This is a genomic window from Dyadobacter fanqingshengii, from assembly GCF_023822005.2.
Taxonomy (GTDB): Bacteria; Bacteroidota; Bacteroidia; order Cytophagales; family Spirosomataceae; genus Dyadobacter; species Dyadobacter fanqingshengii.
In genome coordinates this window covers 3490768-3509279 of sequence record NZ_CP098806.1, presented here as the reverse complement: position 1 = coordinate 3509279, position 18512 = coordinate 3490768, and the positions used below count along the sequence as shown (strand labels likewise).

15 protein-coding genes are annotated in these 18512 nt (G+C 45.4%); 4 read left to right on the top strand and 11 right to left on the bottom strand.

The annotated features are described in order from the left end of the window. Positions 1 to 147: 147 nt before the first annotated feature. The 6 genes from NFI81_RS14595 to NFI81_RS14570 form a co-directional block, all read right to left on the bottom strand. Positions 148 to 1389 (bottom strand): MFS transporter, encoded by a 1242-nt coding sequence (locus NFI81_RS14595; RefSeq protein ID WP_234611720.1) that lies wholly within the window; start codon positions 1387 to 1389, stop codon positions 148 to 150. A 24-nt stretch (positions 1390 to 1413) separates the two neighbouring features. Further along, positions 1414 to 2184: a 3-ketoacyl-ACP reductase gene (locus NFI81_RS14590; RefSeq protein WP_234611721.1), complete on the bottom strand. Its 771-nt coding sequence runs from the start codon at positions 2182 to 2184 to the stop codon at positions 1414 to 1416. Next, the gene (locus tag NFI81_RS14585) at positions 2181 to 3326 is read right to left on the bottom strand and encodes a Gfo/Idh/MocA family protein (RefSeq protein ID WP_234611722.1); all 1146 of its coding nucleotides are present in this window, start codon (positions 3324 to 3326) and stop codon (positions 2181 to 2183) included. Before NFI81_RS14585 ends, NFI81_RS14590 begins: the two co-directional genes overlap by 4 nt. Before the next feature lie 10 nt (positions 3327 to 3336). After that, positions 3337 to 4164: a sugar phosphate isomerase/epimerase family protein gene (locus NFI81_RS14580; RefSeq protein WP_234611723.1), complete on the bottom strand. Its 828-nt coding sequence runs from the start codon at positions 4162 to 4164 to the stop codon at positions 3337 to 3339. A gap of 2 nt (positions 4165 to 4166) precedes the next feature. Further along, positions 4167 to 5549, bottom strand: coding sequence for a glycosyl hydrolase (locus tag NFI81_RS14575; protein ID WP_234611724.1), 1383 nt, complete (start codon positions 5547 to 5549; stop codon positions 4167 to 4169). A 92-nt stretch (positions 5550 to 5641) separates the two neighbouring features. Continuing rightward, a complete protein-coding gene (locus NFI81_RS14570) occupies positions 5642 to 6565 on the bottom strand; it encodes a helix-turn-helix domain-containing protein (RefSeq protein WP_234611725.1) in 924 nt (307 codons plus the stop codon). A gap of 170 nt (positions 6566 to 6735) precedes the next feature. Here NFI81_RS14570 and NFI81_RS14565 point away from each other — a divergent pair, with 170 nt between their 5' ends. Next, on the top strand, positions 6736 to 8502 hold the full coding sequence (locus tag NFI81_RS14565; protein ID WP_234611726.1) for an ABC transporter ATP-binding protein: 1767 nt from the start codon (positions 6736 to 6738) through the stop codon (positions 8500 to 8502). On the opposite strand, the gene NFI81_RS14560 is transcribed toward NFI81_RS14565, so the two are convergent. From NFI81_RS14560 to NFI81_RS14550, 3 genes are all read right to left on the bottom strand, one after another. After that, positions 8499 to 11057, bottom strand: a complete 2559-nt coding sequence (locus NFI81_RS14560; RefSeq protein ID WP_234611727.1) for a penicillin-binding protein 1A — start codon at positions 11055 to 11057, stop codon at positions 8499 to 8501. The two genes, NFI81_RS14565 and NFI81_RS14560, sit on opposite strands and share 4 nt — an antisense overlap. Positions 11058 to 11139: 82 nt before the next feature. Then, positions 11140 to 11532 (bottom strand): peptide-methionine (R)-S-oxide reductase MsrB, encoded by a 393-nt coding sequence (gene msrB, locus NFI81_RS14555; RefSeq protein ID WP_234611728.1) that lies wholly within the window; start codon positions 11530 to 11532, stop codon positions 11140 to 11142. A gap of 74 nt (positions 11533 to 11606) precedes the next feature. Next, on the bottom strand, positions 11607 to 13154 hold the full coding sequence (locus tag NFI81_RS14550) for a DUF5723 family protein (RefSeq protein ID WP_234611729.1): 1548 nt from the start codon (positions 13152 to 13154) through the stop codon (positions 11607 to 11609). 234 nt (positions 13155 to 13388) lie between these two features. On the opposite strand from NFI81_RS14550, the gene NFI81_RS14545 reads away from it, so the two are divergent. Both NFI81_RS14545 and NFI81_RS14540 read left to right on the top strand, forming a co-directional pair. Continuing rightward, positions 13389 to 14819 carry a circularly permuted type 2 ATP-grasp protein gene (locus tag NFI81_RS14545; protein WP_234611730.1) on the top strand — a complete coding sequence of 477 codons (1431 nt, stop codon included), beginning with the start codon at positions 13389 to 13391 and terminating at the stop codon, positions 14817 to 14819. Between the two features lie 120 nt (positions 14820 to 14939). Then, positions 14940 to 15674: an esterase family protein gene (locus NFI81_RS14540; RefSeq protein ID WP_234611731.1), complete on the top strand. Its 735-nt coding sequence runs from the start codon at positions 14940 to 14942 to the stop codon at positions 15672 to 15674. A gap of 83 nt (positions 15675 to 15757) precedes the next feature. Here NFI81_RS14540 and pheS read toward each other — a convergent pair whose 3' ends face one another. Then, a complete protein-coding gene (gene pheS, locus NFI81_RS14535) occupies positions 15758 to 16798 on the bottom strand; it encodes a phenylalanine--tRNA ligase subunit alpha (protein WP_234611732.1) in 1041 nt (346 codons plus the stop codon). A 332-nt stretch (positions 16799 to 17130) separates the two neighbouring features. Here pheS and NFI81_RS14530 point away from each other — a divergent pair, with 332 nt between their 5' ends. After that, on the top strand, positions 17131 to 17529 hold the full coding sequence (locus tag NFI81_RS14530) for a LytR/AlgR family response regulator transcription factor (RefSeq protein WP_234611733.1): 399 nt from the start codon (positions 17131 to 17133) through the stop codon (positions 17527 to 17529). A 179-nt stretch (positions 17530 to 17708) separates the two neighbouring features. Here NFI81_RS14530 and NFI81_RS14525 read toward each other — a convergent pair whose 3' ends face one another. Beyond that, the gene (locus NFI81_RS14525) at positions 17709 to 18428 is read right to left on the bottom strand and encodes a porin family protein (RefSeq protein WP_234611734.1); all 720 of its coding nucleotides are present in this window, start codon (positions 18426 to 18428) and stop codon (positions 17709 to 17711) included. Positions 18429 to 18512 lie beyond the last annotated feature (84 nt).

Sequence of the window (18512 nt, the reverse complement as noted above, 5' to 3'; positions counted from 1 at the left end):
ATGAGTAATTAAACGGTTTGTGATATTTGGCTCAATGATGGCTCGGGCAGGGCATATGTTGCTTCCCGATATGTTAATAAGTGTTAAAAAAAACGGCTCGCTGCGATGCAGGAGCCGTTTTTTTTAGATCGGGGTAATGAGTACGAACTATTCTTTCTCTATAAAATCCATGTCCTTGGTAAATGTTTCTTCTAAAAAGTACAGGGCCAGCAGCGCAACCAGCGACGTTGCAACACCAATCAACAATCCACTTTGGATAACGCCAAGGTCTGGTTTGAAACTAACAAACAATGCGGCCAATGGGATTGTTGCGCCTCTTACAAAATTGGGAACAGTGGTGGCAACCGTTGCGCGTAGGTTTGTTCCGAAGAGCTCTGCGGCAATGGTGATGAACAATGTCCAGTAACCGTTGCAGAAACCTAGCAATGCGCACATTAAATAGAATGTGAACAAGTCCAATGTCGGGATCATCAGATAACCGATCATCATGGTTAATGACAAGATGATGAATAATCCGATCACGCGTTTTCTGCTTTTGAGATATTGACTTAACAATCCACTAAAAATATCGCCAAAAACCTGTCCGGAGAATGCCAGCATAACAGCCTTACCTGCATTAATTCCTTCAATTCCTTTCGCTGCGCCGAATTCCGGTGAAAAAGTAATCAGAATACCCACCACAAACCAGATCGGTAAACCAACCAGGATTGCCATCATGTATTTTCCAAAACGCTTTCCATTCGTCAGGATCATCATCACATTACCGCGGTCCACCGTTCTTTCTTTAACCTGCTTGAACATGCCTGATTCAAAAACATTGAATCTTAAAATCAAAAGCAGCAAGCCCATTCCACCGCCAACGAAGTAGGAGATCCGCCATTCGAACAAATCTGCCACGAAATACGCCAGGATTGCGCCTAAGACGCCTAATGTTGCAACCAATGTTGTGCCGTAACCGCGTATTTCTTTGGGTAAAACCTCTGTAACCAATGTAATTCCCGCACCGAGTTCCCCGGCAAGTCCCACGCCGGCGATGAAACGCAGTAATGCATATTGATCAAGGGATGTGACAAATCCGTTTCCGATGTTGGCCAGCGAATACATGATAATGGACCCAAAAAGCACGGATAACCGACCTTTTTTATCCGCAATTACACCCCACAAAACGCCTCCGATGAGCATTCCGGCCATTTGGAAATTAAGCAGCCTGATTCCCTCTGTCAGCAATTGTTCGGTGGGCACATTTAATGCTTTCAAACTCGGAACGCGCACTACGCTAAACAAAAACAAGTCGTACATGTCGACCAGGTAGCCCAGCGCAGCCACAATGACCGGCACTTGAAGCAGTTGTGAGAGTAAGGTAGGGCGAGGACTAGGATGTTCGGACATAAGTGATTTGGTTTACTTTGAAAGCTATAATCTGTCAATCAACATTCCGCCATCCACACCAATCACCTGGCCAGTGGAGTACGGGAAATCACCTCTTGTGAGCGATGCAACGGCTTTTCCTACGTCTTCCGGCGTTCCCCAGCGTGGTTGCAATGCTATGCCGCTCTGGAAAAGATTGTCGTATTTTTCCTGCACTTTGGAAGTCATATCCGTTGCAATGATGCCTGGCCGGATCTCGAAAACAGGAATGTTATATTCCGCCATCCGAACAGCAAAAAGCAGATTCGTCATGGCCAGACCTGATTTTGAAATACAATATTCACCACGGTTAATGGAAGCGACCGTCGCGGAAATGGACGTCACAAAAATGATAGTTGCGTCAAATGCGTGGTTATTTTGCTTGGCATGCGCCATTCTTTTCGCAATAGCCTGCGTCAGGAAAAACGGGCCTTCCAGATTGGTCTGCATCACTTCCTGAAAGTTTTCCGGAGTCGTTTCCAGAATATCCAGTCGCTCGCGCGGTGCAATTCCCGCATTATTGACCAGGATATTAATTTGTCCAAAATCTGAATATGCTTTCTCAATAATGGCCTCGCGATCCGCAGCATTGGCAATGTTGCCCCGGCAATAAACCACTTCTGCGCCTAACTCCCGAAGCTCATTCAGGGCTTCGGCGGCGCCTTCTTCGTCGCGTACGCCGTTAATGGCGAGGTTATAACCTTCATTGGCAAGGGCTTTGGCAATGCCGAAACCAATGCCACGGCTGCCGCCGGTGATCAATGCGGTATTTTTCATAATTCCTCAATATTGACCCACTGACGTTTTTCCCAGCTTTCAATTCCTTTTTCGGCCAGTTGCACACCACGCGCACCGGCTTTCAAATCCCATGGGAAAGGCGTGTCTTTTACAATGTGTTTCAGGAATAACTCCCATTGTGCTTTGAATGCATTGTCAAAAATCTCTTGCTCAGGCACTTTTGCCCAGCCTTCAAAAAATGGGATGGGTTGTGGAATATCCGGGTTCCATACTGGTTTCGGCGTATTTCCGTAATGTTGCGTGTAGCAATCGCGCAGGCCTGCAACCGCCGAGCCGTGTGTGCCGTCAACCTGCAATGTCAGCAAATCGTCGCGGCGAACGCGGACTGTCCAGGATGAGTTGAATTGCGCAATCACGTCACCTTCCAGCTCGAACGTGGCATAGCAAGCATCGTCGGCCGTTGCTTTATAGGGCTTACCATTTTCGTCGATACGCTCGGGAATGTGTGTTGCGCCCAGGCAGGAAACTGCTTTTACTTTTCCAAAAAGATTATCTAGCACATATCTCCAATGGCAAAGCATATCCACGATAATACCGCCATCGTCTTCTTTTCGGTAATTCCAGGAAGGGCGCTGGGCAGGAATGCTATGGCCTTCAAACACCCAATAACCGAATTCTCCACGAACGGAAAGGATTTTTCCGAAGAAACCATTTTCCATTAATCGCTTCAATTTGAGCATTCCGGGGAGCCAAAGCTTGTCCTGGACAACGCCGTTTTTCAATCCGGCAGCCGTTGCCAGTTCATATAATTCAAGCGCTTCCTCGGTCGTCGTTCCGGTTGGTTTCTCGCAATAAATGTGTTTTCCGGCAAGAATCGCCTTTTTCACAGCAGCGGCACGGCGGCCAGTCACTTGGGCGTCAAAATAAATCTGATATTGGGGATCGGACATTACTGAGTCGAGATCCGTCGTGTATTTCGCTATTCCCGACTGTTTGCACAGTGATTGCAGCTTGCTTTCGTTGCGGCCAACCAGGATCGGATCCGGCATAATCACTTCGTCCGCAGAGATTTTCACACCGCCTTGTTCAATAATGGCTTTGATGGATCTTAGTAGATGCTGGTTAGTTCCCATACGGCCCGTCACGCCGTTCATGATAATGCCAATGTTATGTGTAGTCATATTTTTTTATTTAAACAGTTTTCAAAAATGCCTCCGTAATCTCTCCCAAAAACAAATGCTGATCCTTGGCCCAATGAATGTTAGAGAAAATCTCCACTTCACAAAAGCCTTCGAAACCAGTCGCTTCAACCCAGCCACGAATCTTCTTCAAATCAATGCAACCTTCACCCATTAACCCGCGGTCATTGAGCAAGTCGATTGTGTTCACTTTCCAATCGCAAACATGGTAAGCAAGCAAATTCCCATGCGCGCCGCAACGGGCGATTTCTTTTTCCAGGTCGCCGTCCCACCATAAATGATACACATCTACGGCCACACCCACGTAAGGAGAATTGAAATACTCGGCCATATCATTTGCCTGAGCCAATGTGTTAATGGCAGACCGGTCGGCGGCATACATCGGGTGCAATGGCTCAATGGCGAGTTTCACTTTCAGTTTTTCGGCCAACGGCAAAATGGCAGCAATGCCTTCCTTGATCTGTTCCCGAGACTTTTCCATTGACTGATCAGGCGAGGCACCGCAAACCAGCACGATCATGGGAGCACCCAAAGCTGCGGCTTCTTCGAGTAACTTCCGGTTGTGATCAATGGCCTGCGCGCGTCCGGCGCTGCTCGTATGCGGGAAAAAGCCGCCACGTACGTAAGATACTATTTCGAGCCCGGCAGACCGGATCAGCTCTCCGGCGCGGTGAGGGCCGATCCGTTCAGTTGCATTCTGCCAGACACTTATTCCTTTCACACCTGCCGCCGCATAATTTTCCACCGCTTCCGAAAGCTCCCAGGGCTTCGTGGTAATGGTATGAATGCAGCAACGGTCTAATGTTATGTCGTTGATCATGTTCATTTTACAGCGCCCAGATAAGTGTAATAAGGCAAACCTTTATTGATGCGATCTACATAAAGCGCCACTTCGCGGGCATGGTAATCGCCCCACATGCTGGATTCGCCGCAAGGGATTTTTTGTCCGGCAGGAATGTTGTCCCAGCCATTTGGACGGTGGTAAATCGAATGCAGGATCAATCCCTGATGCGTCGGATCGGTGGATAGATAAGGCTCTGCAAACAGCGAATCCAATGCGGTTAAGCCAGCCTGCCAGTATTTGTTGCCCTGTTCCGTTTCACCTTTATCCTTCAAATATTTCCCCAAACGAAGTAAACCCTGTGCTCCTATGGCAGCGGCTGAGCTGTCTATGGGTTCAAATTCGTTGTAAGGATCAGAAGTTCTGGACGTGTAATCGCCTAATTTATGAATTTGCGGCGCGCCGGTGTCCCAATATGGAATGCCGTCGGAGGCTGTGTTATCAATGTAGAAATCGCAGGTGGCTTTGGCTCCTTTTAAATATATATTTTCAATTTCTCCTCTGCCGCCCAATGGTGCCAGTTCTTCGTCTGAAAACGAGGATAGCGATTCAAGTTGCTCTGCGAAACCGGCCATGGCCCAGGCTAGACCGCGCGTCCAGGTTGTGAAACCTGAGAATCCTTGTTGGGAATTGGGGCAGCGGTAATTGCCGTCATTCGTATTAAATACACTTTCATGGGCAGTGCGGCCCCAAATGTCATAACTGTCGCGGCCTTCGCCGTAGTAAACCGCATACTTGGCTGTTGCAATGGAATGCAATGTGCCGCGTTGCAGCAAACTCGTTTTTACATCATTTTCACCCATTAAACTATGGCCCAGCAAATGCGAAACCATGAGCGCACGCACCGAACGGATCGTATCCACAAATAACGAATGCGGGCCATTGAATGAATGTATAAAACCCTGGCCGTCCTTTGTGTTGGTCCATCTTTTAGCCTGAACTGCTCCTGAAATTTTAAGTGCGATCTCATAAAAGTTGCGTTCCCATTCGTTTTCAGGAATGCGGCCTTCATTCATCAATCTCAGCAGATTGCCGTAAGTACTCACGTTATTGAACCCATGATCATGCACACCAAAATGGCCCACATGCGAAGCCATGCTGCTCACTGTGTTTTTTCGGGCGCTTTCCAGAAACTGCGTTTCACCAGTTGCGTCAAACTGCAAAACTTCGGCGCCATACTGGAAACCTTGGGTCCATTCGGTCCAGCCGCGCAATGTGTATTTGCCATTGACGGTGAAAACGGGCGTTCCCTTCGAGTTATCATATTCCCTTGAAATGAGGTTGATTTTTTCGGCTGAAAGCTGCCAGAGCTTGTCAATTTTAGGCTGAAGCGAAGCGGCGGTAAGATCGTTGCGAATCTGCATAGTATATCCTTATAGTATTATTTAGCCATTTTATTTTTGGATAATACAAAGATATTCGCCCACGCAGGTGCTGGCAAGGTACATTTTTGCTATTAAATGGTACTTTTCCGAACATGGTCGCGATATTCATTTGGCGTGAGTCCCGTTTTCTTTTTAAAGATCCTGCTGAAATAAGATGGGTCGTCCATATGAATGTGGTAACCGATCTCCTTGCTGCTCAGATTGGTGAAAACAAGCAGCCGTTTTGCCTCCAGTAACAGTTTGTCCAGAATGTATTCCTGCGAAGGCGTGCCGAGATATTTTTTGATAATCTTGCTTAAATAATCTGGCGAAACAGAAAGTTCCTGTGCATACTGCTGAACTTCATGCATTTGCCTGAAATTTTTCTCCACCAGCTCCTGAAACCGTCCTACTAATTCGGGCACTGTTTGCACGGCAGATTCGGCAGGCTGAATGTTCTTAGGTGCCAGAAAAGCACATTTTTGAAGAATAAGGCCTAAATATTTCCCGATCATCGTCTGATCTGTTTCAGCCGTTAAATGATCAGAAACCATGTTTTCCATAATGTTGTGGAAATAACGCTTCTCGGATTCTGAGAGCGTAATGATGGGCTGGCGGCGCGTAGGCTGGAAAAAAGGAAGTTGTGAAAGCGAAGGATTTACGGGATTGTAAAAGGTGTAGAAATCCTCGGAAAAAGCAACAATATAACCTTGGAAGGCAGTTGAAAATGTAAGCAAATGCACTTGTCCGGGCGTCAGGAAATGCAGACCGGCGCCCTGAATGTTGTAGGAATGAAAGTCGATCTCGTGAAATCCAATGCCTTCTTCGATAAAAAGAATTTCGTAATAAGTGTGCCGATGCGGCGTGTCGGTGGGCAAAGGGGTGATCGGCAATGAAACGGGTGATTCCTTTTGTTTTCCTTCGCTGTTTTTGAATCTGAAAATCTTTAATGCAGGAACCTGGCTAGGCGTTTTGGGCAGCGAGTGTACAGGAATTGCATCTGGGACGAAGGCCATGAACTAATATTTTTTCAAACTCAATAACCTTCACAAAAGCCGGAAAACCAAGAGAACTACCAATATGCGGGTTATAATAGGAGAATTTTTAATCCGTGGGTGACATTTTTTACTTTTGCATTGTTGGTCAATAACACAGTCAGGAAACATTGTCAATTTAATTTCAGCAGGTGAATCAGGAAACCAAAAGCGGCCAGATATTCGATCTTCCTACATTAAGACGTTTATACACATTCGTCCGTCCGTATGAAAAGCAGTTCTATCTGCTGATTATCATCATCTTACTGAACGCATTGCTTGCGCCGCTTACGCCGCTTCTGATCAAATATACCATTGACACGCCTATCGCAAACGGAGATTACGGTCAATTGACCGTTATGCTTGGAATTATGATCATTGTGACGATTGTGCAGGGCGTTGCGCAGTTCTGGAACACTTATATGTCTGGCTGGCTGGGGCAGTATATTATCCGCGATATCCGGGTTCAATTGTACCAAAAGATCATTGGATTGCGGCTTAAATTCTTCGATAACACGCCCATAGGAAGGTTGGTAACCCGAACCATTTCGGACGTAGAAACGCTTTCCAATGTTTTTAGTGATGGTATGGCGGCCATTGCGGGGGATATTTTGCAGTTGGTCCTTATCATTGCAGTGATGTTTTATACGGATTGGAAATTGTCTATCATCAGCTTGTCAATGATCCCGCTGATGCTGATTTGTACTTATATTTTTAAAGAAAAAATTAAAGATTCGTTCAATGAAGTCCGTGCGGCGGTTTCCAATTTGAATTCCTTTGTTCAGGAACATTTGACGGGAATGGGCATTGTGCAGATTTTCAGCAGCGAAGACATTGAATTCAAGAAGTTTAGGGAAATTAATAAAGTGCACCGCAATGCGAATATTCGGTCTATTCTCTATTATTCCATTTACTATCCGGTTGCGGATGTGATTGCAGCGGCAGGAACCGGGCTTGTGGTTTGGTACGGCTCCAAGCAGATTCTAAATGCAGAAGTTACATTCGGGACGGTTACGGCGTTTGTCATGTTTATCAACCTGTTTTTCAGGCCCATACGCCAGCTTGCGGACCGTTTTAACACGCTCCAAATGGGCATTGTAAGCACAGACAGGATTCTGAAAGTGTTGGATAGCGATGAATATACATCCAATGAAGGCACTTTTGCGCCGGAATCGATTAAGGGAAATGTGACTTTTAAAGACGTTTGGTTTGCTTACAATGAGGAGGAATATGTGTTGAAAAACATCAATTTCACCGTCAATTCCGGACAAACAATCGCTTTCGTTGGCGCAACAGGCGCGGGCAAATCTTCTATTATCAACCTGTTAACCCGCTTTTACGACATTAATAAGGGGAACATTTATGTGGATGGCGTTGAAGTGCATGATTATGACCTGAATGCGCTCCGCAAGCATATCGGTGTGGTTTTACAGGATGTGTTTTTGTTTTCGGACACCATTGAAAACAACATTCGCCTGGGCGACAGCAGCATTACACACGAGAAAATCGTTGAGGCGGCAAAGCTTGTCGGCGTTCACGATTTCATTGAAAGACTTCCCGGCGGTTACAGCTATAATGTGATGGAAAGGGGCGCTACGCTTTCAGTAGGACAGCGCCAGCTGATCTCGTTCGTTCGTGCGATGGTGCATGAGCCGGAGATCATTGTGTTGGACGAGGCGACGTCTTCCGTGGATAGTGAAACGGAGGAATTGATCCAAAAGGCCATTGAAAAACTCATGAAAGGTCGGACCGCCGTTGTGATCGCGCACAGATTATCCACAATTCAGGAAGCAGACAAGATAATCGTTGTGGATAAAGGAGAGATTGTGGAAGAGGGCAATCACGAACAATTGCTCGAAAAGGAAGGCTTTTACGCCAACCTTTATCGTATGCAATATAAAGAAGTCCTGAAAATTTAGTTTCTGCCTCCCGTATCCAGCGGAATTGGTGGCGGGCCTATCAGGAAGTCATCTTCCTCGTTTCGTTTTGCAGGCGTACTATCGCTGTCAATGCCAAGCGAATCACTTTCCGCAGGTGCCCACTGAGTGGGGCAATTGTAATTCTTCGAAACTTTGAATGATGGTTTGGGGAATGGCCCAGGCTCCAAGGCCAGCGACTTGTTCCTGTATATTTTTTCCAAAAAGCTTCCTACAATCGGTAAGGCCGTTTTTGCGCCCTCCCCGAGATCCGTTGACCGAAAGTGAATGCTCCGGTCATCACCGCCCACCCAGGCGCCTACAACGAGGTCGCGGGTAATGCACATGAACCAGCCGTCAGAGTTGTTGGATGTTGTTCCTGTTTTTCCGCCCAGTTCATTGCCGTTTCTGGTCACATCGAATTTCCAGCGAATGCTTCCCGAAGTTCCGCCCGGCTCTTCCACGCCGCCTTTCAGCATTTGAACCATTAAAAACGCAGATTCTTCGCTAATCGCCTGACGGTGTTCCGGCTGGAATTCTTCAATCACTTTTCCGTTGCTATCCTCAATCTTGGTCACCAAAATCGGCTGCGTGTATGTTCCGTTGTTCACAAATACGCCATAAGCAGCCACCATATCATAAAGCGATACATCAAATGGGCCGAGCCCGATCGAAGGTAATGCTTTTAACGGCGTTGTAATGCCCATTTTCTTGGCATAGCGGGCGACATTAGCAGGCCCGACCTGATCCGTAAGCTCAGCAGTAACCGAGTTGATTGATTGTGCCAATGCGCGGCGCAATGTCATGTTCGAATAGGAGAATGTGCCTGTTGCGTTCCTTGGACGCCATTCCTTTTGCTCGCCATCCTCCATGTATATTTTTTCAAACGGCTTATCTACAATCTGGTCACAAGGCGACATGTTGAATGAAGAATCATCAATGGCCGTCGTGTATACAAACGGTTTGAATGTTGATCCAGGCTGTCTCTTGCCTTGTTTTACTGCGTCGTATTTAAAATAATTGTAATCCAAACCACCTACCCAGGCTTTAATCTGGCCTGTTTGCGGGTTCATGGCCATCATACCGGCGCGTAATACGCGTTTGTAGTAATCCAAAGAGTCCATCGAACTCCAGTATTTCTTCATCTCTCCACTGTTCTTCCAGTCGTACACGGTCATCGTGTCCTTTTTGTTGAGATAATATTTAATACTATCCGGCTGGTTTGGAAATTTGGCGGCGAGGGATTTGTATTTGCTGGTGCGTTTTACAACATTATCCAGGAAATCGGTTATCTCTTTTCCCTGTTCGTCTCGCCACGGATTCTGGTTGCGCCAGTGATCTTCAAAAACGCGTTGCAACTGCTTCATTTTCTGCACCATAGCCTCTTCCGCAGCTTCCTGCATGCGCGAATCAATGGTTGTATAGATTTTTAAGCCATCTGTATAAAGGTCGTAACCGTTTTCGTCACCCCATTTTTTTACAAAATCAACAACAGCATTCTTAAAATAATTGGCATTACCATCGTACGGCGTCTCGAATTTGGTCTTCAATTCAATGGGCAAAGCGCTGATGGAATCTGCTTGTTTGGCCGAGATATAGCCGTATTTCTGCATTTGGTTGATCACCACATTACGCCTTTCCAGCGACCGTTTCATGTTACGGATCGGGTTATAGGTCGTGGTGGCTTTTTGCAAACCAACCAAAACGGCCGATTCCTGAATGTTCAGGCTATCAGGGGATTTGCTGAAATAGGATTGTGCAGCTGTGTTAATTCCATAGGTATTGTTACCATAATCCACCGTGTTGAAATACATGGTAAGGATCTCTTCTTTGGTAAAATTTCTCTCAAGTTTAATAGCGGTGAGCCATTCTTTGGTTTTATATATCAATGTTCCGAATCCGGGAACGTAGCCTAATATGCCTCGCGCACCGGTCTTCCGGGTTTTGAAAAGTTTTTTTGCCAATTGTTGTGTAATCGTGCTGCCGCCTCCGCGGTCTGTAGCGCCGGTAATAATGCCGACAGCCACACTTGCCATTGCTTTGTAATCAATTCCCGAATGTTTGTAAAAACGCACATCTTCTGTGGCGATCAGTGCTTTAACCAGGTTGGGGGAGATCATTTTAGCGGTTACCGGCGTCCTGTTTTCTGTATAAAACTTGCCGATCATTACGCCGTCGGAAGTGTAAATTTCAGAGGACTGGGCAACCTTCGGATTTTGCAGATCTTCCACGCTGGGCATACTGCCCATCAGCCACAGGAAGTTGGTTTCCACAGAAAAGATATAGACCGCAAATGCGATGAACCCGTAAAAAAAAGTCTTCCAAACGATGACAACCGGCCGGTAATAAGGCGCGTTAACATCCACTTTATCATGCCACCAGTCGCTGATCGATCTTTTCCTGGTTCGGTAGGAGTGAAAATAGGCATCTGCACGGTTCTTACCTGTAACTAGTGAAGTTAGCTTGTATGCAACGCGGTTGATGAATGTTGAAAGCTGTGTTCCACTGAATTGAAACAATGCTCTGATTTTATTAAAGAACGATCTGATAACTTCCATCAAACGTTAAGGTTCGTAAGAATTCAAAGATAAGAAAAGCCGGACATTTATGACTTAGTCCGGCTTTTTATGAATTATTTGATCAGGCTTTGTCGAATTTCAACGCAGCGCCATTCATGCAATATCTGAGGCCTGTGGGTTTCGGGCCGTCATTGAAAACGTGTCCCAAATGCCCGCCACACGTCCTGCATACCACTTCTGTTCGGATCATGCCGTGGCCACGGTCCACAATTTCTTCCACATTGCCCGATGAGATCGGCTGGAAGAAACTGGGCCATCCCGAACCGGAGTCGTACTTAGTCTCCGAGCTGAACAAGGGCGTGCTGCAAGCTGCGCACACATAGGTTCCTTCCTCTTTATTGTCGTTATATGGGTGTGAAAAAGGCCTTTCTGTTCCTTTTTCAAAGAGCACAAAGCATTGTTGTCCCGTCAGCTCTTTTTGCCACTCTTCTTTGGTTTTTTCTACTTCTCTCATTCTAGTGCTTGTTTAAAGATCATGGCGCCAATAAGAAAATTGTACCATATCATTATTAAACGCGGACGGCGCATTTATCGTTTGCGAAAAATGCGTCTAATCCACGAATCTTCTGGTGGCCAGCATTGATTTTGTGATTCGGGCGGACGACGGAAAAGACCTGCCGATATTCCGAAATACAAATTAAAGGATTTTGGGTTGCCAATGTTCAGTAATCCGGTCAAGTGATCGGTTCCGATCCACAATGGTCCCGCACGTCCGGCAAGACCGATAGCCGGCGATCTGTAACGGTTCATTAATGTTAAAGGAACAGAGATTTCATACCATTTGTGCTCATAGCGCGGTGTTACCGAAATCGCTGATTCTGCTTTCATGCCAAATGCATTTTGGGAAATCAGATTTTGAACCCATAATCCGCTAACGTAAACCCTGGGCTGAACATTGTAATCCACACTCGCCTGAAAAGCCGTCGGCAAAACGGATTTGAAATTAGGGGCAAGCGGTGCACCGCCGTCGAGTGAGCTGTTGATTGCATTAAAAATCCCCTCGGAGCCTTCCAGTTTTTGGAATGAATCGTATCTCAGTTCTTTGTTGGTTGTATGGATTTCTTGTTGTAAAACGTAGGCTGGATTTTTGAAATGAACCCGGCCAATGTCTGTCAGTGAAACTGCAACACGATATAAATATTTGTTTTTAGATGCGTCCCGCTTTCTTTCGCCTTTTTCCGTGTAAGTGTATTTGTTAATGTCCGGCCTGTATTCATAAACCGCACCAAGGTCAAAACCCCAGCCGCTTCCCGGAGGCGCGCCGCCGACGAGCCATGCAGGCGATGGTTTAATGTTTTGAAACCCTTCGTCCCGCGTCATCCCGTAACGGACATTAATTTCTTCCACGCGAATAAACTGGCGCTTGTTTTCCCAGGTTTCGTCCGGCTGAATGTCGTAGGAAGAATTATCGATGATCGCGTGTGCATTGTACAATCCGATAAGTCTTTTTACAGTAAATCCAACTTTCAAATAATCGGTTTCATTATCAATTACGGTCCCGCCTACTGTAAAAGCAACTTCGCCCAAGCCATTCAAATGCAGCTTACCCGACTGGTTATCAAAGAAAGGGCCCTGTAATTCTTCCAGTTGCGTGGTTTTACTTATCAGCCTCGCCAGCGGCTCGGTAACACCCGTTGTGTTCAGAATGTATCTTGCCCTTGTGGAAATACCCACGCCGATTTTTCCTTTAAACAAATTAAACATCACCGAAGGCAGGCGCGTGTCCCCACCTGCGTTCATATATTTTCGGTTTCCGTTCAATTTTTCCCCCAAATAGGAACGCGGAAATTGTAAAACGCCACGCTCATTACGGTATTCGTCGGATACAGTGTTGGTAATGAGGCTCAAAAAGGAGTAGGGAGCTTCATATCTGACATGGTTGTTGGCGGTGTAAAACTGACTGCCTACCACATTGACATACACGCTATACCGACTGTCGGCAACAAAGGCCGGATTGTGATATAATGCGTTGGTTCCCGCATAGTTACCCATTGCAACACCCGGCAAATGCTGGGAATCGGCAGCCTGCGCCATTCCCAGAATGAGTGCAATTACAGGTAAGCAATGTTTAAACATATCGTAATGAAGACGTTGATGCGGGGCTAAATCCTTGCAAAGAAAAGCCTAACTGCACGGACTTCCAACCGAGTTTGACCGAATGGATAAATAATGTTTGCATTAAACGAACGGTATGATTTTAATATTTAGCCTTACCTGGTATTTATCGGTCCATTTTATTTGTAAATCAAAACATTGACCATATATTGTTTTGTAAATAACTGATATATACTTATTCAAATTTTGTATTGTATGAATTTTTCATTTTCTAATTATCAAAGCGAAAATTTCTTCGATGAAATGTTCACCGCAGATGGAGAGATACGGCCGGGGTACGAACATTTAAAGAACAAATTTGAAAACCTCACACACGACGACCTTACAAACCGCCAGCTGGCCACCGAACGTGCATTGCTTTCCATGGGGATCACATTCAATGTGTATTCTGAAGGCGAGGGCACCGAGCGGATCATGCCCATAGATATTATCCCGCGCGTGCTTTCCAATGCCGAGTGGGAATGGCTCGAAACCGGCCTTAAACAGCGTATCAAGGCATTAAACATGTTTATCGATGATGTTTACAATGAGCAGAATATCCTGAACGACGGCGTTGTGCCACGAGAATTGATCGAGTCCAGCAAATGCTTTTTAAAACCTTGTCTTGGATTGAAACCGCCTAAGGGAATCTGGTGCCACATTACCGGGACCGATTTAATTAAAGGCGATGACGGCACATTTATGGTTTTGGAAGACAACCTGCGCTGCCCGTCCGGCGTGTCTTATATGCTTGAAAACAGAGAGCTGTCTAAACAGATCTTTCCGGATGTGCTCGCCAGAACCGGCGTGAGGCCTGTTTCTGACTACCCGACACGGCTGCTGCAAATGTTGCAGCATTTGGCGGATCGCCCGAATCCAACTGTTGCTGTCCTGACGCCAGGCATTTATAATTCCGCTTATTTCGAACATTCTTATCTGGCGCAGCAAATGGGCGTCGAGCTTGTGGATGCGCGGGATCTGGTCGTTTCGGATGGATATGTAAAAATGCGGACTACAAACGGGCTCCAAATTGTAGACGTGATCTATCGCAGGATAGACGACACTTTCATGGATCCGGAAGCATTTAATCCTGATTCTTTGATCGGAATTCCTGGCATTTTTGAGGTTTATAAGAAGGGTCGTGTTGCATTAGCGAATGCTCCGGGAACCGGCGTGGCCGATGATAAGGTTGTATATGCATATGTGCCGCGGATTATCAAGTACTATTTAGGGGAGGAAGCCATTATTCCAAACGTGAAAACATACATCTGCGGCGAGCAGGAGGATTTTGATTATGTCATTGAAAATATCGCCGAACTCGTTGTAAAAGAAGCCAATGAAGCAGGTGGCTATGGCATGTTAATCGGACCAAAAGCGACTGCGGAAGAACACGAATTGTTCAGGGAAAAAATCCGCGACAACCCGAGGAACTACATTGCACAGCCTACAATTTCGCTTTCGCGGGTGCCTTGTATGGTGGAAGGACACGCGGAAGGCAGGCATGTGGATCTGCGCCCGTACATATTATACGGGGACGATATCAGCGTGATTCCGGGTGGGCTCACGCGTGTAGCGCTTCGTAAAGGTTCTTTGGTCGTTAATTCGTCACAAGGCGGAGGGGGCAAGGATACCTGGGTTCTGTATTAATATATCATTAACAGTTGCTGGCAGGCTGTTGATGATAATGGTTTATTAAATTCTTTTAAACCAGATTTATTGACTGCCTGATTTTTTATCAATATATAAAGCAACTTAAATGATAAAGCAATGCAACGTGAAGTAACCGGTTGGTATAGTCCGGCACTGAATAAGAATATGGATATTGCGGTCTACGGACATTATGGAATAGCCTTGTTAATGATTCCAACAGCAGCCTCGGATTATTTAGAGTACGAACAAAATGGATTAATAGAGAGCATTGCGCCTTATATCAATGCAGGGAAAGTAAAAGTATATTGTATTAATAGTATCAATGCAGAGAGCTGGCTGAACCCGCATATGCATGGTTACGACAAAGCGGTGCGGCACCAGTTGTTCAATGACTACGTGATTAAAGAAGTTATCCCGTTTATCAAGGACACTTCAAGTCAGAATAACGAAATTATTGCCGCGGGAGCGTCATTTGGCGCCATGCATGCAGCAAATCTGTTCTTCAAGCATCCCGATTACATTCATGGGATTATTGCCATGAGCGGATGTTACGACCTGAGCGTTTACACGGACGGCTATTACGACGACAATGTGTATTTCAATTCGCCGGTGCATTACTTGCCGCAATTGAAAGCCGAATGGCATCTTTCCATGTATCGCGACAGCCGTCATATTCATTTCGTGACGGGCTCGGGCGCTTACGAGGTTCCTGAATATTCGAGAGCTATTTCATCGATCCTTACTTCCAAGAATGTTCCGCATGAGCTGGACATTTGGGGGCCGGATATGCCGCACGACTGGTGGGTTTGGAAACGGATGCTTCCTTACTATTTAGAGACGCGGTTTCAATAAAAATACTGGAAAATAAAAAGCTCAAAGTTCAGACGACGCAATGTCTGCAAACTTTGAGCTTTTTATTTTAATATATATCTGAATCAGGCGCCTTCAAACTGCCTTAAAAACCGGACATCATTTTCTGTAAACAGGCGGAGGTCATTGATTCCATAACGCAACATGGTAATCCGCTCGATTCCCATCCCGAAAGCAAAGCCTGTATATTCTTCGCTGTCTATGCCGCAGTTGGTAAGCACATTAGGGTCAACCATTCCAGATCCTGCTATTTCAACCCAGCCTGAATATTTGCAAATGTTGCAACCCTTTCCCTTGCAAATGAAACAGGTCACGTCAATTTCCGCGCTTGGCTCTGTGAAAGGAAAATAGGAGGGGCGCAGACGGATTTTGGATTCTTTACCAAACATTTCTTTGGCAAAGTGATATAATGTGTCCTTCAAATCTTTGAAACTCACATTCCGATCTACATATAAACCTTCGACCTGGTGAAAAACACAGTGCGCACGGGCGGAAATTGCCTCATTTCGGAAAACGCGGCCAGGCATAATAGACCTGATCGGCGGTTTTTGGCGTTCCATCAGTCTGACCTGCACATTAGAAGTGTGCGTACGCAGCAGCACATCATCTTTCACTTCGCCCTCACTTTTTGAAATAAAGAACGTATCCTGCATTTCGCGGGCCGGATGGTTGTCGGCAAAGTTCAAAGCGCTGAAATTATACCAGTCTTTTTCAATTTCGGGTCCATAGGAAACATTGAAACCCATTCGCTCGAAAATCTCAATGATCCGCCTTCTCACGATAGTCAGCGGATGCAGGCTCCCCTGCTGATTGGGAATAACCGGCAATGTGAGGTCAATGACCATCTCGGGATTACTATCCGCTGCGCTTTCTATGGACGCATTAAATTCCTGAAAACGGTTTTGAGCAAGATTTTTAAGTGTGTTCAGCTCCTGGCCCACCGCTCGGCGGTCTTCCTGAGGAATGTTTTTTAAACCTTCGAACAGTTCGGTAACTATGCCTTTTTTACTGATATATCTGAGGCGGAAAGCTTCCAGCTGGTCTTTACTGTCCACTGTGATTTGTTCAATTTCCGAAATTAACTCTTTAACGCGTTCAGTAACCATAAACTATTGTTGTTATCTAATGATTGGAGGCCGGTATGCATCAGGATCCACACCAAAATAGGTGCAAAGATAATTAAAGTTCGGCCTCCTGGTATGCATCGGTCGGCGCGAATAATATCAATTCAGCTAATCTGAAATTTCAGGCAAATTTCGGGAGTAAGTAGAATTACGCATTTTACTAAGTTTACTTACGCCTTTTGGATTTTAAGCCAATGTTAATATTTTGATTTTCAGGCGATTATATTCGTGTACGTACTTTTACGTATTTCCAGTATATACGCTATATGCTAATTTTGATTCAAGAAAACAAAACAACATTAGTCTCTATTACCATGAAAAACTTTTCAAGCTTTACACACCCCAACCTGTCAGGAAAATCAATCAATGGCAGCGCTTCTTCGATCTCCGTGCAATCTATGGGACGGACCATATATTTGGCTCCTGAGGTAATTACTTTTCTTGAGGGAGAAGGCAATTACACATTCATATATACGAACACTGGCAAAAAGTATCTGGTTTCCAAAACCTTGAAATCTTTGGCCGGTCAGTTAAATCCAAATTTCATGCGTGTTCACAAATCCTATCTTGTTAATTCGGATTACGTTGTGGAACGCCTTGAAGATGACCGCATGCTGAAATTGTCTTGTGGCAAAGAAGTGGTGGTCTCACGCAGGAAAATCAAAGAAATCACCGGAATGCTTGATCATACCAATCTGCGCATTTCCGCATAAGGATTTTTGGTGAATTAAATTAGTGGGTTATTCATAAAAACAGCAGCCATCGCTCAGATCGAAGGCTGCTTGTTTTGTTTTATGGGGGAAAATATAAAGATTGAATGATTGAATGATTGACCGGGGCGCCGGTGCGATGAGTGAATATTCTGGATCAACATTTATTCACTCATTCATCATTAAAATATCTTCAAGCCTAGTGTTACCTGCCAGGATTTTATCTTTTGTTTCACAGTTTCATTTCCGCTTCCAACCGTTTGTCCATTCACCTGGAACGAAGCAAGATTGGTAAAGGAGCCTTCCCTTCTCACATCAAGGCTAAAACTGCCGATATCCAGACCAGCTCCGATCTGATATCCGAATGTCGCCTCAGACATTGCATTATTAAGATCCGAAGTATAATGTTCGAAAGCGTCTCTCAGCCGCTGGTTATCACCGATTCTGAAAGAAGTAACTGGTCCGGCCAGAATCCGTAATGGACCTCCTTTAAAACCAATTAGCAAAGGCACGTCAATGTTGCTGTATTTTACGTTTACCGTTTCTCTTACGGGAGTTTCAAGGTGATTCTTGATTATTTCAAATGATCCCCCTTTGGTAGAAACCAAAACTTCCGGCTGAATAAACAATGTGCGGCCGAATCTTGCATATATCCCGCCAACTGCCCCTGTTCTTGTATCAAAGCTTTGTTTCAAATTGTCTTTCACTTCTTTACCATCGTATCCCAAGTATGGGTTTCCCGTTGCATCGTATCTCGTCGTAAAAACATCTCCCATTGTCAGGCGTGATAAGTTCACGCCACCCTTAATACCGAACGCAAAACCTTTTTTCTGTGCTTGCGCCGATGTTATGGCCATCAGGCATAACAAACAAATACAAGCAACTTTTGTCAGGATGTTCATGGATAATATAATTTTTTAAGTAAAACCGGTTAATAACGCCAAAAAATAAAAAACTATACCCAACCTATATTTTTTTTGATTTTG

Bases quoted from the DNA above. Each gene is read 5' to 3' on its own strand.
- NFI81_RS14585 (WP_234611722.1), bottom strand. From the start codon at position 3,326: ATGACTACACATAACATTGGCATTATCATGAACGGCGTGACGGGCCGT.
- NFI81_RS14525 (WP_234611734.1), bottom strand. From the start codon at position 18,428: ATGAACATCCTGACAAAAGTTGCTTGTATTTGTTTGTTATGCCTGATG.
- NFI81_RS14580 (WP_234611723.1), bottom strand. From the start codon at position 4,164: ATGATCAACGACATAACATTAGACCGTTGCTGCATTCATACCATTACC.
- pheS (WP_234611732.1), bottom strand. From the start codon at position 16,798: ATGGTTACTGAACGCGTTAAAGAGTTAATTTCGGAAATTGAACAAATC.
- NFI81_RS14540 (WP_234611731.1), top strand. From the start codon at position 14,940: ATGCAACGTGAAGTAACCGGTTGGTATAGTCCGGCACTGAATAAGAAT.
- NFI81_RS14560 (WP_234611727.1), bottom strand. From the start codon at position 11,057: ATGGAAGTTATCAGATCGTTCTTTAATAAAATCAGAGCATTGTTTCAA.
- NFI81_RS14530 (WP_234611733.1), top strand. From the start codon at position 17,131: ATGAAAAACTTTTCAAGCTTTACACACCCCAACCTGTCAGGAAAATCA.
- NFI81_RS14590 (WP_234611721.1), bottom strand. From the start codon at position 2,184: ATGAAAAATACCGCATTGATCACCGGCGGCAGCCGTGGCATTGGTTTC.
- NFI81_RS14575 (WP_234611724.1), bottom strand. From the start codon at position 5,549: ATGCAGATTCGCAACGATCTTACCGCCGCTTCGCTTCAGCCTAAAATT.
- msrB (WP_234611728.1), bottom strand. From the start codon at position 11,532: ATGAGAGAAGTAGAAAAAACCAAAGAAGAGTGGCAAAAAGAGCTGACG.
- NFI81_RS14545 (WP_234611730.1), top strand. From the start codon at position 13,389: ATGAATTTTTCATTTTCTAATTATCAAAGCGAAAATTTCTTCGATGAA.
- NFI81_RS14595 (WP_234611720.1), bottom strand. From the start codon at position 1,389: ATGTCCGAACATCCTAGTCCTCGCCCTACCTTACTCTCACAACTGCTT.
- NFI81_RS14570 (WP_234611725.1), bottom strand. From the start codon at position 6,565: ATGGCCTTCGTCCCAGATGCAATTCCTGTACACTCGCTGCCCAAAACG.
- NFI81_RS14550 (WP_234611729.1), bottom strand. From the start codon at position 13,154: ATGTTTAAACATTGCTTACCTGTAATTGCACTCATTCTGGGAATGGCG.